5 protein-coding genes are annotated in these 16,433 nt (G+C 57.6%); 2 read left to right on the top strand and 3 right to left on the bottom strand.

All coding sequences use genetic code 11. The features are described from left to right. Positions 1-26: 26 nt before the first annotated feature. Genes N2A98_RS18000 through N2A98_RS17990 form a run of 3 tightly spaced genes read right to left on the bottom strand, consistent with a single transcriptional unit; the run spans position 27 to position 12,252 of the window. Positions 27-4,601 (bottom strand): SpvB/TcaC N-terminal domain-containing protein, encoded by a 4,575-nt coding sequence (locus N2A98_RS18000; protein WP_275622454.1) that lies wholly within the window; start codon positions 4,599-4,601, stop codon positions 27-29. Next, a complete protein-coding gene (locus tag N2A98_RS17995) occupies positions 4,598-9,436 on the bottom strand; it encodes a neuraminidase-like domain-containing protein (RefSeq protein ID WP_275622453.1) in 4,839 nt (1,612 codons plus the stop codon). The genes N2A98_RS18000 and N2A98_RS17995 overlap by 4 nt, the downstream gene beginning before the upstream one ends. Positions 9,437-9,480: 44 nt before the next feature. Beyond that, on the bottom strand, positions 9,481-12,252 hold the full coding sequence (locus N2A98_RS17990; RefSeq protein ID WP_256858964.1) for a Tc toxin subunit A: 2,772 nt from the start codon (positions 12,250-12,252) through the stop codon (positions 9,481-9,483). A gap of 348 nt (positions 12,253-12,600) precedes the next feature. Here N2A98_RS17990 and N2A98_RS17985 point away from each other — a divergent pair, with 348 nt between their 5' ends. Continuing rightward, the gene (locus tag N2A98_RS17985) at positions 12,601-15,357 is read left to right on the top strand and encodes an RHS repeat-associated core domain-containing protein (protein ID WP_275622452.1); all 2,757 of its coding nucleotides are present in this window, start codon (positions 12,601-12,603) and stop codon (positions 15,355-15,357) included. Positions 15,358-15,489: 132 nt separating this feature from the next. Continuing rightward, entirely contained in the window at positions 15,490-16,431 is a 942-nt protein-coding gene (locus tag N2A98_RS17980) for a rhodanese-related sulfurtransferase (protein WP_014719256.1), read from the top strand. Positions 16,432-16,433 lie beyond the last annotated feature (2 nt).

Here is a 16,433-nt window from a genome sequence, read left to right as displayed (position 1 = left end):
GGGCCGGCGCCGCGGCCCATGGTTCTTCAGTCAGTAGTTTGGCTTGCGTTCAGCTCTTCATGGGTGTCGTTTTCGTCCTCATTGACGGTGTACCAGGCCCAATAGGTGGTACGCCGCATGAATCCCCCTGCAGTGAATGTCTGCGTCGGGCGTCCGAGGGGGTCATACAATTGCCGGTCGCTGTGGCCCAGCTCACGCATGGAGTGATCATTGACGTAGGTGTGGCTATTGGCGAAATAGGGGCGATAGGCACGTATGACCAAGCCCTTGTTGTTGTATTCGACACGCTCGCTGACGCGCCACCGGGGGTCGGCATCCACTTGGCGCAGCTGTTTGCTCAAGGTGCCGGATGCATCCGCCACCTCGTCGACCAGCAGGTTGCCCTTGTCGTCCACTGCATAGGCCTTGCCTGGTTCGGTCTTTTGCTTGGTCTGTAACGAGCGGCCGAAGCCGTCCCAGCAGGTCAGGGTCATGCGAACCTGTTGGTCGGCATCGCCGGGGTAGCGGTCGGCTTGCGACATGAGCCCGTGTACCGGCACGCGGCTGGCCTTATCGATCAACGCCTTGAGTTGTTTTTCGCTGTCGCCGAGGGGCTGGCGACCACCACTCAGCCGCGCCCGCGCGCTCATGCGGATATGCCCGCTGGGGAGCAGATAGTTCTTGGTGACCCACTCAGGCTTGACCAGGGCCAAGTCGATGCTGCCCATCCAACTGAACGGGGCGTAGCAGTGCGCGCTGGCCATGTCTTGCAACACGCTTTGCGCCTGTTCGATGGCTAATTCGGGCGTCACATGGTTGAGCGTGCGGTAGCTTTCCAGGGCAGCGAAACCCACTCTGAGGCCTTGTTCACTGCCGTAAAACGTGCTGGCGAGCAACTGCCCAAAACCGTCATAAAGCGCTTCTTGAACAGTGCCATTGGGGTCGACGACTTTTATCGGCAGCATCACTTGATAGTCGTATTCGGCCGTGGTCACACAACCGTCGGGCATTTTTACGCGCACGGTTTGCAACGTATAGGGGTCATAGTTGAGCGTTGTTTCGCCATGGGCCTCGGTGGCCCGCAGCGCCCTTATCCGATAAAACTGGGTGGCCTTGCCATAGCGGGGAAAATGCCGGCGAATCGACCACAGACGGTTTTCTTTGGGCGGCGCCTCACCGTTGAAGAGAAAAAACAGCTCCATGCTGTGATAGCCGCTGTCGGTGAGCTTTTGCACCAGGTCCACCTTGGGTTGGTTGGGCATGGCCGGGATGTCGTTGTAGGCGCTCAGGGCCTGGTCATCCAGCTCGGCGGTTTCCAGGTAGTCAGTCAATGCCTGGGCAGTGGCGACGCCTGGTGCCAGGGTTTTACCCAGACCACCGGCCTGCCGGTAGTGCTGCACCGACAAGCCGCTCAGTGTGCGCCTGGCCCCAGCGGCCAGTGGCCCGTCGTGGGTGTCGATGAACACCTCATAGGTGATACGCGCAGGGTCCAGCCCGCCAGGCGCCGGTGCCTTGCCGAGCACCAGGGCGTTGTCTCGTTGGCGGTAGGGCAAGCCCAGGCACCACTGCTGTGCGTCGTCCAGATGAATAGGCTGCGCCAGCGTTTCGCTCAGGTAATAGAACTGTTGCGCGTTGTCATGGGTATCGCGCCACCAGCGCTGCTGGTGCTCATCCACCAGCACGGCGGGCGGGGGGCTCTCGGCGGTGCTACGGCGGGCATAATGCAGGGACACGCCATGCACCAGGTAACCATAGGCATCCCAGCGCAGATTGATCTGGTGCTGGCAGAGGGGATCGTCTTTCACGCCTTCATACTGATAGCTGATCGACTCCAGGGCTAATGGCAGCAACCGGGCGTAAGGGGTATGGGCACTGGCCGGCGCGAGTTCGCGGACCAGATACCGCTGGTGTTGGACTGAGTAGGGCACGGCGCCTTGTGCCGGGTCCGCCGCCATCAGTTCGACCCGCAGCACCCTGCCACTGAGTGCACGGGCCACCTCGCGTGCCAGCGCCGGTGCGGGGTCGCTGATCAAGTCGTCATGATGCTCCAGCGGCTCTGCCTGAACCGTCCCCCTGTAGCGGCTGACCAGCGTGCGGCCGAGAGCCTTGGCGTGTGGGTCATGAGTGCTCTGGTCGAGGCTGGGCATGTCAAGGGATCGCCCGGTATGAAACCAGGTTTTGCTGAGCAAGGGTGCGCTGGAACCCTGCGTGAGGGGGGCATCCTTGCGGCTGTCGGTGTCGGTTTGCAGCAACAGCCCAAAGCCACGAAACTCACGGTCCACGCGGTCGTAATAAGCCTGGCGATAACTCACGCGCTGGGTCAACTGGTTGCCGGTAATCTCGTCTCGTTGGGCTTGTTGGCTGACCAGCAGCAGCGCAAAGGGTAACTGGCTGATCGCAGGCTGGCCCTTGGCATGCAGCTCGCGTTTTTCGTCCAGCCACTCCTGGGCACTGCTGCGATATTTGATCGAAGCCTGAGCGCCCATGTTGTTGTCGGTGCGTATGAGCAGCCAGGGCTTCTGGCTGTAAAAGTCGTAGCGCCAATGGATGGGGGTCTGGTGGGCGGCGGTCAGGATCAGGCTCGGACAGCCCAGGCCGAGCACGTCGATAATGCTGACCTGGCAGTGGTCGTCATACTGCACGCCTTCTGGCCACGGCACGTTGATCGCCTTTGTCTCGAAGCCGTTGCCGCCTTTGTTGAGGAAAATACTCAGATGAGTGGTGCTCAAATACAGCAAGTCTGCGGCGCCGCCGCCATTGAGGTCGACGAGCAGCACATGCGCCGCGTTGAACGTTTGATAACGCAACGGCAATGTGGCCAATACAAACCCCTGGGCAAAACGGCCGCGACCCAGGTTCGGCCAACATTTCACTTCGTTATGCCGGATACGCACCAGATGCTGTTGGCCTGTGGCGAGTACATCGCTGAACACCACCAGTTCGTTGGGCGAGGCGGAAATGATCGGCAGGCCATCGTCGGGCGTGTGCGGTACCTCGGTGGCGGGAGCGAAGCCGGACGCGCGGCGATTTTCATACAGGCGCACGCTACGCGGGCCGATCATCGCCAAGTCATGACGACCTGCCCCCATCAAGTCAGCAAGCATGCCCTGGGGGTGGAAGAACTCCGAGGGGAATGCATCGAACGGTGTATAGGCTGACCAGTTGCGCTGTTCGTCCAGGCTGAAAAATCCGTTCATCCCGGGTCCGGCCACCAGCCAGTCCAAGCGCCCATCGCCCTCCACATCGGCCAGCGCCTGATGGAAGGGGCGAGTGCTGTCGGCGACCGGCACCCGCGTTAATTCCACGGCCTCGCCGTAGCTCACCTGGTCGCGAGTTTGCGGGTTTTGCGGCCGCTGCGGTTCGCGGTAATACCAGCTTTTATCTGCGCGATACAACACACCGGGCAAGCCTTCGCCGTACAGATCCACCAGTTGATAACGAGCGCCGTCATGCAGCTTGGGAAATGCACCAAATGCCTGGTAGCGGCTCGGGTCGACGTTGAGTTGGCTCGACTGATAAAGGCACTCCAGCGGCGGGCGGCTCACCCTATTGCCCGCGCTGTCGAAGGCTTGCTCATGGACCCCGCTCAACAGGCTGACATGGCTGGATGTGTGGTATTGCAGTAGCAGGCGCTTGGACAGCACGGGGTCGAGGCCCATTTTTGTTTCTTTAGGGAAGTGGTGAAACATCAGAATCTGGCTGCAGCGGCGCAGGGTGCGTAACTCGAAGCCAAAGGCAAAATCCGAGCAGGGATCGGGTCGCACAGGCCATTGCTGAGTTTTCTGATACGTGGGCCGCTGTTCCAGATCAAGGGAGCGTTCGCCATAATCAAAGAGCAATTGGAAGTGCCAGCCTACGTCCGGTTTATCCTCGGTCTGCCACAGATACAGCTGCTCTTGCTCCCTGGCGGTGAAGTTGCCATAGCAGACACTTTCCAGGTAATGCCGGGCACGACAATCCCTGGGATAGCGCGCGTTGTCGGTTTCTTTTGTGTAGTGATAATAAATGTGCTCGCCGTGGGCATTCAGGCTTTCCTGCAGCAACCACTGCGCCACATGGTGCGTCTGGTCCGGATCGGCAATCCGGGCCAGCGAGGTTTTTCCGTAAAAGTGCTGGCTGCCATCGGCACTCTGTATCAACCAGAAACCCGCCGTGTCGGTTGCCGTTTGCCAGTGTTCGATACGGTCGAAGTGGCTCTGGACCCTGGGGAAATACCGGGTGGCCGTGTAGGCGATGGTCAGTGGCAAACCATTGAAAGAGGTCGTGGAACGGCTGACGATCGCCCCTTCAGCGTCGCGCTCGGGTAGCCATATTTGCGCGTCGGGGCCCACCAGTACGTCGTGCTCCGTGTAGGCCGGCACGCCATGGGAGGTACGCCGGCTGACGGCCGGCAGGGCAACCTCCCAACCCAATCCGAAGGGGCCGTTACCGGCGCCGCTTCGGTAGGTCAGCGACATGGCGGGTGCGTAGCCGCGCGCGGGAGAGATCGGCAAGGGAATCTCAAAGCTTGCCGTACCACTGGAGCCGATATCGCTCCAGCCCTTACCCGTGCCTTGAATGGCACCGCCGCCTTTTGGCAGGGCCGGGGTATTGACTTGGAGGTTGAGCGTATCGTCGTTCATGCCTTGCCCCCGCTGACCGTCGGCACCCTAGCGGTGTAACGCAGGTGGATGACGATATCGTTGATCGATTCGAGTACGGCTTTTTGCAGGGTGTGATTGGGGAACTCCAAGGTCCAGTTGGAGATGGCCCCGGTGTATTCGAAAGGCAAGTAGCGATCGTTGCTCTCGAAGTTGAGGGTGAACAGGCCGTTGTCATCCAGTCCGGTGGACAGTGCGATTTGCTGATGGGCACGCATGTCGCGGCGCCGCCCGCCTGCGGGCAATACGATTTCGTTGTGGGTCTGGGTCAGTATCGCCTTAATGTCTTCATAGGGGGCTAGCGTCGCGGGCAACGACACACTGATGCTTTTTATTCGCCGCAGGATGTGGTTGGGGTAATCCTCTTCAAACAGAGCCTCGGACAACATGAAGCACAGCGTGCCGGTATCGACCAGTTGTCGTTTATGCTCGGCCCATTTGTTTTGCGTACTCGATGATTGACTGCCGGTTGTGCCTGTTGTGGGCGTGGTGACTTTGCAATCGATCATGCGATGACGCAGGGAGATGGTCTTGACGATCTCCAAGTCCCGGACGTTATGGTTCAAATAGGCCGCATTCATCTTCAACAGCGACAGCTTCAGGGCCTCACCCGCCAGGTAACCGCGGTAGTTGTTGTTCCAGGCTCCGGGCTGGATAAACGTGCTCGCATAGTCTGCGACTTCGTACTGCCAGCACGCTTGTGCGGTGCGGCACAGGGAAAGGCTCAGGTCATAAACCTGGTAGTAGAACTTGCTCAGTTGTGCATTGAGCCAGTCATACAGTTGGGCCCTGGTAAAACGCTTGGCCAGCAATTGGTAGTTCGACCAGGCCTGGGCCAGGGAAGTCTCGGCCAGGCGTAATTGCAGGCGCGTGGCTTTTTCCTGCTCGGCATAGGCTTGTAACTGGGCATCGACCTGGGCCAGTTCGAGTCGGGCCTGATCCTGGGCATGCGCCCATTCTTGCTCCCGACGGTTGAATTGCTGGGAGCGGTCCAGGTCTGCGGCAGTGCCGCGCAACGCCGTCGCGACGCCTTGGGCCAAGGCCTGGGCTGCATAGAACGGGCCTTCCCAGCGCGACCCGCCGGTACTTGTACCGAAGATGTTCGGCGCTATCATTGCGATGCCGGCCCCTGCAGCGGCGGCGGAACCTGCGGTCTCGAATCCGCTACTGATCAGGTAGAGTTGGCCTGCGTGCGCTTCTGCGGGGCTGATGCCTTCGGTGAGCAGGTGTTCGTAGTGGCGCATCCGCGATTCGATCATGCTCCGACTGGCGCCGAGTGCCTGGCGGTTTTTCTCGTCGAGCAACAATGCCTGGTGTTGCTGGGTTACGACGATATTGGCCAAGTCCCAGGCTTGTTGTTGCTGCAACTCCAGGTATTCAGTCTGTTCCTTGCGCTCAATCAGGCTCAGCATCGTGTTGCCGAATTGAATCACCGCCTCGGTTGCCGTGAGTGCGTGGCCCAGCATGATCTGGAAGCGATAATGGCCGACTTGCGCGTCAATGAACGGCGCCGCGCCGCCTGCGCCGAAGGCTCCGCTGTTGCGGCTGGCCAACAGTTTGAGCGGTGAAAGTGGAGTTGCGTACAGCGACAGGCGCAAGGGTTTGCCGGTGATGTCGAGATTGTACCGTAGGTTATGCAGGCGACTTTCGAGCTTGTCCCAGCGCGTTACCAGCTCGGTATTGAAGGGTAGGCACAGATTATCGGTGTCCGTGAGCGAAGCCAGTGCGGCGCCTTCGGTCGCAGGGGTGACATTGATGGGTGGGTTTTCCTGCTCCAGTTTTTCCAGAGCTTTAGAGCGCTTCGACGCCAAACTTTCGAGGGTGATCTCATCCCACGGTTCAGTGGTGGTGACGCGGGGGCGTGGCCCGAGAAAGTGATTGGCTCGCGTGTACCAGAGTTTGGCTTGGGTCAGGCTGTCGGGGGTGAGCTGCCGATAGGCGGCATCGCCACGATTAAGCAGTATATCGAGATAAAACAGGTAGATTGCTTTGCGAAAATGCACCGGTGAGCGAATCGCCAGTTTGTGTGGGTCGTGGCTGACGCAACCTTCGAGCGGACCTGTACGAACGAGCTCGTTGAACCCCCAGAATGCAGGGCGTTCGCTGGCCTTGTCGGCCAACCGCCTTGGGTCGAAGATGTATTTGAGCCAGGCTTGGGCTTCGACATACTGCTGCTCCTGATTCAGGCGGTGGGCAACCAGCCAGGGCACGTACAGGAACAGCTCCCAGAAGTACTTGCCGTGAGCCCCATTAAAGTCAATGTCGTCTGCCGCGTCACTTGGCGTGAGTGGAGGTTCTTGCCACGTTTTGGGCGTTAACGAAAACAAATGCTCAAGGCTGACATTGGCCTCCTTGACCAGCTTGCCGGCAAAACAGGTATTCATGCGAATGCGCAGCGGGGTGTCGGCAGGCGGGATAGAGGTGTTCGTTGGGAAATCAATAAATTCGGCGGTGCCGAGTGTTTCCGATGTCAGCCTTTTGATCATCGGCGCCAGTTGTTGAGTGAGCGGTGTGCCAGAGGTGGAATCGGCCAACTTCAAGGTGGTCGCTTTCAGGCTATACCCGAGAATTGTGGAGTCGCCTTCTTTGGTAGGCTCAAGCGTCATCACTCCGTGTATCAAGGTGATGCCCGACGTTATTTCCTTCGTGGTTACTGGAATACGCGCCGTGACCCGATGCCCGGTGGGTAATTCGGGAGTTGATCCGGTGAGGCTTTCGTGGACAGCGTCCTGATAGTTGGTGATTTTATGTGAGTTGGCATTGATTTTTTCGGTGAATGGATAGTCTTTAAAGTTGGCTCTCATAATAATGTGCTTGTAGGCACGCAAATCAGAGGTGCTCACGTTGGGCCGTTTGATAGTCAACGTATTTTGTGAGTGCAGTGACGTCTTTTTGTCTGCGTCTGCGTCTGTGTATTTACTGTAGCGATCAATGGTGACCTGGATGGAATTTTCTGTACTTGTATATAAGCTGATGAACGCATTCTTATCGATGTAATGATCTTCTAGCGAGATAGTGTCTGTGTCTTTGTCTTTGGGCTGAGCGACGATGAGTAACCCGCTCGCGGTATGGACAGCGTTGGGGAACTCATCATGCGTGGCCGTGTTTTTAAAATAAAGAGCGTAAAAATCAGTTTTTAACGTGTCAGTTGGGCCGATAATTTGAGAGCCGCTGGTCAGTTTAAGCTGAGTGGCTGTCGGATCATCCAGAGCGTCGTCTACTATCAGTACGATGCGGATATTTTTAGGCGCTGCTTTTGTTAGTGTCACACTGTACGATTGCCGAAAATTGCCATTGAGGGTGGAAGTAAATACGAGTTCATTGGTGTTTGAATCAAAAGAGACGTCACTGGCGTCAGGGGTTTTTATTTTTTCTCGATTTTTTTCAAAGTTCCAATGGTCGTTGTTTTCGGTAATTGTTTCCTCTGTGGGGGAAATCGAGTGTTTGTTTGGAGACATTACCTTGAACTGCAAGTTGTCTTGGTTTTTATGAGCAAAGAACGTGAGGTATTGCCGAGCGGTGTCAGGCAGCAATTCGCTGTAGTATCCACTCACACTTTGATCTTCGCCTTGAACCACAGCCTGCACTTTTTTCTTCTGCGACGGATCAAAGTGTTCCAGGAGCCGGTTTATCTCCTCCTCCACCTGTGAGCCGGGCAGCACGCTGTAGCGCTCGGGGCTGCCGCCATCGGCGATGGTGGTGATATTGAAGGACTGATCGATGTGGACAGCCTGGAAAAATTTGCCAATAAAATTCTCCTGCTGTTTGGGGGCTTTACGGCTGGTGGCCAGGACACTTAAAAATAGTACAGGGGGGCCGTTACTGTCGACGATAGCCACTGTCTGTGTAATGGTTTTCAGGAAGACAGAGGTCAATGCGTTGACGTCTTCGGTGGCACAGTGCTCCTCAATACACGCTTTGGGTGCGCTCCAACTGGCATCGTGCTTTTTATAAGAAAAATTGAGGCGAAACTTGACGTAGCGGCTGTTGATCCATTCGGCCAGCTGTTTTTTTTCCTCTGAATTTGTTTGCGCCGGTGGGACGGAACTGGTGGGGGCGGGTTTGATGCATTCGGCCCAGATGATAAATAGCCGGTTATTGAAATACACCGGCCGGATACTTTGCTCTGCGGTGGCGTCAGACACCGACAAGTTGATGTTCTCCCAGTCTGACCAGGCGTCCTGGAAAAGTACCGAGCCTGCGCGCTTGGACAGGTCGAGGGAGCGCCAGTAATAGGTGTTTGCCGAGCTCGATTTACCGACGAAGTAATAGATGCCGCCATACAGGTTGCCCACATCGGCGTCTATATAACCGTTGATCGTGCGTATGTTGGCGGTTTCCTCGAACCTGGCCAGGTAATTCTGAACCGCCGTGGTGACGGTATCCGCTTGGATTCGATACTGGCTCAGGTCGTTTTCCAACTGCTCAAAGCTGTCGGTTTTGTCACGCCGTAATGTCGGGTCCAAGTAGTTGGCGGGGTGATAGTGCAACTGCTGGTTGGCGTTCCAGAGTGCGTAGGTGTGTAACTGTTCGCGCCATAATTTGTCTTGTGGTGCGGTCATGCCCTGGTTTTCATAGCCCGGTTCCAGGCCGAGCTGGATGCGCGTGATGTACTGCTGCAGGCTGGAGATGGCACAGGCTACCGGACTGGTCGGTACGGCTTGGCTGACTTGTACGTCGAGCAGCCAGTATTCGTAAAGGTCGTCGGCAAGGGTGATCTTTTCCTTTAAGTCGGTAGGTACCTTGTAGGTCAGGTAGTACGCGAGCATGGCGTCGCGCAGGCTTTCATTGAGCTGTTGATTAAGCGAGTCAGACATGATCAATCCTTGAACAGGTCGAATGTGAGTAGTGTGTGAATGGGTTATGGATACGCACTGGTGATCGCCTCACCGACGCTCTTCCAGTCAGCAAACGCAGAATCGGCTTTCAGTTCGCTGGCTTTAATCAGCATGTTGGCAGGCAGGCCTGTGTCGATGCTGGCTTGGCGGCAGCGCAGCACCCAGTCCAGGCGGTTCATTGAGGTAATGCGTGGAGGTTTGAGTTGGTTGCTGAAGACATCGATTTCACTGGCACTCCAACCTAAAAGTTGAGCGAGATGCTCGTTCGTGTCTTCGCTGGTGTTTTTCGCTGCGCTGTTGGGCAGGGCGTTGGCGTGTTCGAAGTAGTTCAGAAGCTGCTCTTCCGTCAGGCCGCAGTGGTGGATGCAATGTTTGAACTGCTGCATGAGGTAGAGGTTGTACGGGGTCAGTTCAAGCAGCGAGGGCGCCTTGTACTTACGCGTGAGCCAGTGCGGATTGACCAGGAACTGGTGAAGTGCTTGTGAGCTGAGGGGAAGTTGCAGAATATCGGCGGCGTGAGGTAACAGCAGTATCAGATAACTGAGGGTTTGCAGCGGCGCAGCAGCGGGGGCATATAAACGCAGGAAATGCTGGTCATTGTCGTATTTCTGATAGCCGTTGGCATCGCTTGGGGCTTGTGGGACGGCTTGGATGATTGCTTTAAGGCGTAGATATAAAGACCACAACTCATCACGCACCGTGCTCAGCAATGTGTTGAGCTTGGACTTCGCTTGGTTGATCAACTGTGTCGTACGGGCAGGCGCCGTGCTGATTTGAACGGAAGAGAGCACGTGATCGAGCGCTGTCTCGATGTTGTTACTGGGACGCATCTGTTGCAGCGCCGTATAGGCCAAGACTTCCCAGTCAACGGCGGGTAAACGATCTTTTTCGTCAATGGGTTGCTGAGGAAGATCAAGCGGTTGCAACGCTTTGGAAAGGGACGCTTGGTCATAGTGGGTGAACTCCTTCAATAGCTGATTGATGACCGGGTCCTGGACCTGGCGATCCAGCAATAGCTGGCATCTGAGCAACGCCAGGCTGCTGCCGTTTTCTTTAAACCAACGGCTGGCCCATTCCAGGTGCATGAGCACATCGAGAAAGTCAGTCATGCCCTTCGGTTTGTTGCGTAACGTTGGGTGGCGCAACTGCATGAGAAGGTTCGCATTCCCGAGCATTTGCACCAGTTGTCGGCATTCCACGACCGATACCCCAAACAGGCGAGCGATTCTCGCTTGCCGATAGATCTCGCTGACTGTCTCGATCGTACGGGTTGCAGGCTTGTTGGGGTTGATCAGTAGTTGAAGCGAATCCTGGGTGTCTTGCAGGCCCAACCCAGCGCAGAGCTGTTGCCGGGTGGTATCGTCGAACGTAGCGCTGTCCAGATACAGGGGGGGCAGGGCGGACCCGGTGCGGTTAAATACCTGGTCGAACAATGACACGCGGTCGCCTGAGGCATGAACGGGTAATTGATGAAGCCAGGCAGCGAACTCTTCGGCTTGCAATGTGTAGCGTTTGCTCAAATAGCAAAAGACCCCCAGCGCCCGGAGGGTGTTATGGGTGATCAGCAGCGTGTTGTTGCGATTGCCTTCGCAGCGCATGGCGCTGACTATCAGGGTGTCCAATTGCGCGAAAGGCAGGCCGAGCCAGCGCTGTAGACGAATCATGCGTTGCAGCCTGTCGAAGCGCTCAAGGCTGATGTTGGTCAGCTTGGCGTTGTCCAGGCTGATAGCGGGTGTGGTCGTGCCGTTGATGTAGCACGCACCGTAGGTGAGGCTGGTTTCTTGCTTGCAGTTAGGCGATTGGCGTGGTGACTGAGTCTGTAGTGCAAGCAGTGCCTGAAGCTGGTCGGCATCCAGTTGTGTGTGGCTCAGAAAGTCAGTGAGTTTTGCCGGTCCGATCAGATCAGTCTTCCAGTTGTAATAGTTGTGATAGAACGCTTTCGCGCCCGCTTCGGCTACCCAGCTACTTTTCAGCAGCGTCTGTTGTTGAGGGCTCAACCCCGATAACTGACATTGGACCTCGTTGTTCTGTTCGCCGACCTGCCCGTAACTGCTGGTTTCTTCCGCCAGCGGCAACTGGCGACTGATGCGATAGTTCAACTCACCCAGCGCCGGCTTGTCGCCCGACAAGCCCTGTTGGCATTGCTGATGGTGGAAGTGATAGGGCAGGGAAAACGGGTACCAAGTTTCACTCAGCACCTTATAGGTATCTTCTTCTTTGGCCTGCGCGATATTTTTGAGCAGGATCTGGTTGACGATCGACAACATGGGAACCTGGCCCGAAACGCTATGTTGGTTGAGTACCAGGTCTTTGAGTTCCGGGCGTCGCTGCGACAGCTTGAGTGCGCGGGTGTCCTTGGTGTTTTCTTCCAGCTGCAGGGCGAATAAATAGAGCGCCCGCAGGTAGGCAATCGGCGAATCGACCGCTGCAATAGACGAACTGGAGCAGAACTGGTCCCACTTTTCCTGGAACAAGGCCTGGTAGATTGCGCTGGTCTTGGGGGGGATACTGCGTTTATTGCGCGGTGCAGAAGCGGGAGGCGAGACTTGCTGTTCGCGAAATAAGGTTTCCAGTTGCGTGGCAGCGTTCTGGGCCTTGAGATACACCGTGTGGGCATCGTCATCGTTGTACTTTTTCAGTTGCTCGGTAAAGGCCTCTTCGGACAAACGTACGATGTCCAATATCGAGTGGATGTTGAGGCGCCGCAGGGCGGTCTTGAAATCGTCCCGACCGGGAGCGGGCGGGCGTGAGTGATCAATCAGTTGAGCGAGCAACGGGCTGTTGTCGGTTTGCATATTCATACGTTCCTTCACGCCCGCCGATGGGCCGGCGGGCAATGAAAAACGCTATCACGCAGGTTAATGGGGCCAGGTATAGGTATATACAGGCAGTGTTGGCGCCCGCCGGTTGAGGTGCCCGTACACCGATACCACCTCGCTGCAAGACATGACTCCTAGGCTTTCTGACCATTGTGCAACTCAGGTCATGTGATCATGTCTACTTCACTTCATCGAAACACACCCTCGCTTGTGGCATTTGACCCCCGTGGGTTGGCGGTCCGTAGTGTCGCTTATCTGCGCGCTACCCCTCAGGCTGCTCCGACGGCCCGTATCAGGCGTCAAGTCTATGGGGCCAGCGGCCTGATGCTTGAGCAGTGGGACCCTCGCCTGCATACCCTTAAATCCCGCGAACCATTGGCCGAGGCGAATCAGGTGTCGGTGTACAGCCTGTCCGGTACGCTGATCCGCCGCAACGATGTGGATGCAGGCATGCGGCTGATGCTGTCGGCGCCCTCCGGGCAACTGTTGCATGCCTGGGACGGGCGGGGTGCTTATCAGCGCCACGACTACGATGCTTTGCAGCGTCCGGTGGCGGTGTTCGAACAAGCCGGCGACCAAGCGCGCCCCCGATGTGTCGAACGCCTGGTGTATGCCACGCCAACACCCGAGCACCGCGCACTTAACCGCAGCGGCCGTTTGGTACACCATGCCGACCCGGCGGGCACGCAGGTGTACGACCAGTATGGGATCACTGGGCAAGTGCTTGGACAAACGCGGCGGTTTCGCGAGGCGCCTGGCGATGTTGACTGGCCGCTTGCCCAGGCCGATCAGAACCCGCAGTTGGAAAGCGCGCATTACGCTACACGCTGGGCGTTTGACGTCCTTGGCGGCACCTTGGAACAGGTCGACGCCAAGGGTAATGTTCGGCACTTTGCCTATGGTCTGGACGGAGAGGTGAAACATATTCATCTGACCTTGAAAAGTGGCGCGCGCAAGACCGTGATAGAGCGCTACGTCTACAATGCCGCCGGTCAGGTGGAGGAGGCCCTGTTGGGCAATGGCGTGAGCAGCCTGGCCACCTATCGGGCCGAGGATGGCCGTATGCGCCGACTGGTGGCCCATCGCAAAAATGAGCGGGCAGCGCCGTTACAGGATTTGAGCTACGACTATGATCCGGTGGGAAATATTTCAAACCTGCAGGATCAGGCGCAACCGACGAAATGGAGCCACAACACGCAAGTGGAGGCTTCATATCACTACGAATATGACTCGCTGTACCAATTGACCCAGGCGGCGGGCCGGGAAAGTGTCGCCGCCGCCATCGGGCCGGCGCTCCCCTCGCGTATTTCGTTCGGTTCAACCGATACCGGTCTATGGCGCACCTACGCCCAGTACTATGCCTATGACGAGGGAGGCAACCTGACTCGGCTGCGCCACGTGCCCTCCAGTGGTGTCGGCTACACCCGCCACATGCAAGTCGCAACGGGCAGTAATCGCGCGTTGTCGAGCGAGCATCCGGTTGGCGAATTGGCGCAGGGTTTTGATGCCAATGGCAACCAGAAACAGCTTGGGCGTGGTTTGCCGATGGCGTGGAATGTGCGTAATCAGTTGTCCAGGGTCACGACAATTCAGCGCGAGAAAGAGGACTCGGATGAGGAGGCTTATGTGTATGCGAGCGACGGCCAGCGTGCGCTCAAGCTGACTCGCCAGAAGGTTGCTGGCAGTCTGCAAACGGCTCGTGTGTATTACCTGCCAGGCCTGGAACTGCGCCATCGGCCGTTGCGTAAGCTCAATGTAGTGCGTCTTGAAGTGGCATGTTGCACGGTGGAGGTCTTGCAATGGGAGGTGGGACTCGATAAGGCGGCAGCCGATGAGACCCTGCGCTTTTGCCTGAAGGATCAGCAGTCGAGTCATGGGTTGGAGGTGGGCGAACAGGCTGAGTTACTGAGCCAGGAGAGTTATTTTCCGTATGGGGGGACGGCGTGGTGGGCATCGCGCAACGCGGTGGAGGGCAGCTACAAGACCCGCCGATACTCCGGCAAGGAGCGTGATGGCAGCGGTTTGTATTACTACGGTTTGCGCTACTACGCCCCATGGTTGCAGCGCTGGATAAACCCCGACCCCGCAGGGGGAGGCGCGCAGCTCAATCCTTATCTCATGGCGTTTAACAACCCGGTCACGTTCGTTGATTCAATGGGGTTGCAGCCTACCGCCATGGAAAATATCAAGTTACAGGACGAAATCGTGATGATCCTGGTGCTGGTCTTGCTGGGCCTGGGGGCGGGAGCGCTGCTGGGCAGTGGGGGGGCGGGGGCTGCCGTGGGGGCTATGGTGGGAGGCGTACTGTTTGGTGCCAGCCGCTTTAGTGCCTATCAAAGCAGGCAACCGCAGGCCATGGCCAGCGCAGCGCAACAACAGGAAGAACAGTTCGCCAGGAATATTTCGGAGGCGGCGATCGCGGCGGCGCAGGAGAGTGGGCTGAGTCACGAAGAAACGGAGCGGTTGGTGAATTTTGTCTATGCGCGCCGTCACGCTGAAGAAGGCATTACCTTTTACGTCAGTCAGCGTCAGGGGACCTTGCGTGGCTACGTGGGGCCTGTGGACCTGTCCAGAGACGTCGCTCGCATACTGAGGGAGAGTCGTAACCCGATGCCTGAGTTGAAACGCATGGGCTATAGCGCGATAGTGCTGCGAAGCCCAGAGCGTGAGTCCGCTGCCGCGAGCAGTCAGCAGGCGGGGTCACGGGCGTTCGAGGTGGGGGTGACGACACAGGTGGCTGGTCCAAGTCGCGCACGCGGTGGGCGGCAAGCACAGGCGCAGGTGCCGTTGGTAGCGCCGGCAGCAGCGAGAGCCGCTGCCCCGCAGATGGAGTTCGATACCGCGAGGCTTGTAGATACCCAACTATCGGGCCGCGAGCGTCGCAGTATTGCCCTTACCCTCAGCCACTTGCGTGAAGGGCGGTTCGGCGCGGTTCATTGGCATGCTCACCGAGACCAACTATGGTCCGCTGATTTGCATGGCTACGCCTCTTCTCGCGGGCGTGGTGCCTATCGATTGATGTTCAGCCATCTGGGTGGCCTGCGGTACCGCGTGGAGGGGGTACGTAACCCACACCGTTGAGGGCATATCAGCGGCTGCATGCCGATGCGGTGGCGGCGTGGTTTTGCTAGAATGCGCGCCGCGTCGCCTTGGCCGACGCCTTTTTGCATCCGGTTCACCCCTTACGAGGGTAGCCACCTGGAGAGAACACCCATGACTCAACCGATTGTCGTGGCGGCACTGTATAAGTTCGTCACCCTTGAAGATTACGTCGCCCTGCGCGAGCCCCTGTTGCAGGCGATGGTCGACAACGGCATCAAAGGCACCTTGCTGATCGCCGAAGAAGGCATCAACGGCACCGTTTCCGGCAGCCGCGAAGGCATTGACGGCCTGATGGCCTGGCTGAAAAAAGACCCGCGCATGGTCGATATCGACCACAAGGAATCCTACTGCGACGACCAGCCGTTCTATCGCACCAAGGTCAAACTCAAGAAAGAGATCGTGACCCTGGGCGTTGAAGGCGTCGACCCGAACAAAAAGGTCGGTACCTACGTCGACCCGCAGGATTGGAACGCGCTGATCAGCGACCCGGAAGTGTTGTTGATCGACACCCGTAACGACTACGAGGTGTCGATTGGCACGTTCGAAGGCGCAATCGACCCGAAAACCACCAGTTTTCGCGAATTTCCCGACTACATCAAAGCCAACTTCGACCCGGCCAAGCATAAGAAGGTCGCCATGTTCTGCACCGGCGGCATTCGCTGTGAGAAGGCGTCGAGCTACATGCTCAGCGAAGGCTTCGATGAGGTCTACCACCTCAAGGGCGGTATCCTGAAGTACCTCGAAGAGGTGCCCCAGGAAGAAACCAAATGGCAGGGCGACTGCTTTGTGTTCGACAATCGCGTGACCGTGCGCCACGACTTGAGCGAAGGCGACTACGATCAATGTCATGCCTGCCGCACACCCGTGAGCGTAGAAGATCGCGCTTCCGAGCATTATGTGGCCGGCATCAGTTGCCCCCATTGCTGGGATAAGCTGCCGGAGAAGACCCGTCGCAGTGCGATCGACCGCCAGAAGCAGATCGAACTGGCCAAGGCCCGCAACATGCCGCACCCGATTGGTTACAACTACAAGCAAACCCCTTCCGAGGCCTGAGC

This window comes from Pseudomonas sp. FJ2-5-13, from assembly GCF_029201605.1.
Taxonomy (GTDB): Bacteria; Pseudomonadota; Gammaproteobacteria; order Pseudomonadales; family Pseudomonadaceae; genus Aquipseudomonas; species Aquipseudomonas lactis.
This window is presented reverse-complemented; position numbering and strand designations above follow the sequence as displayed.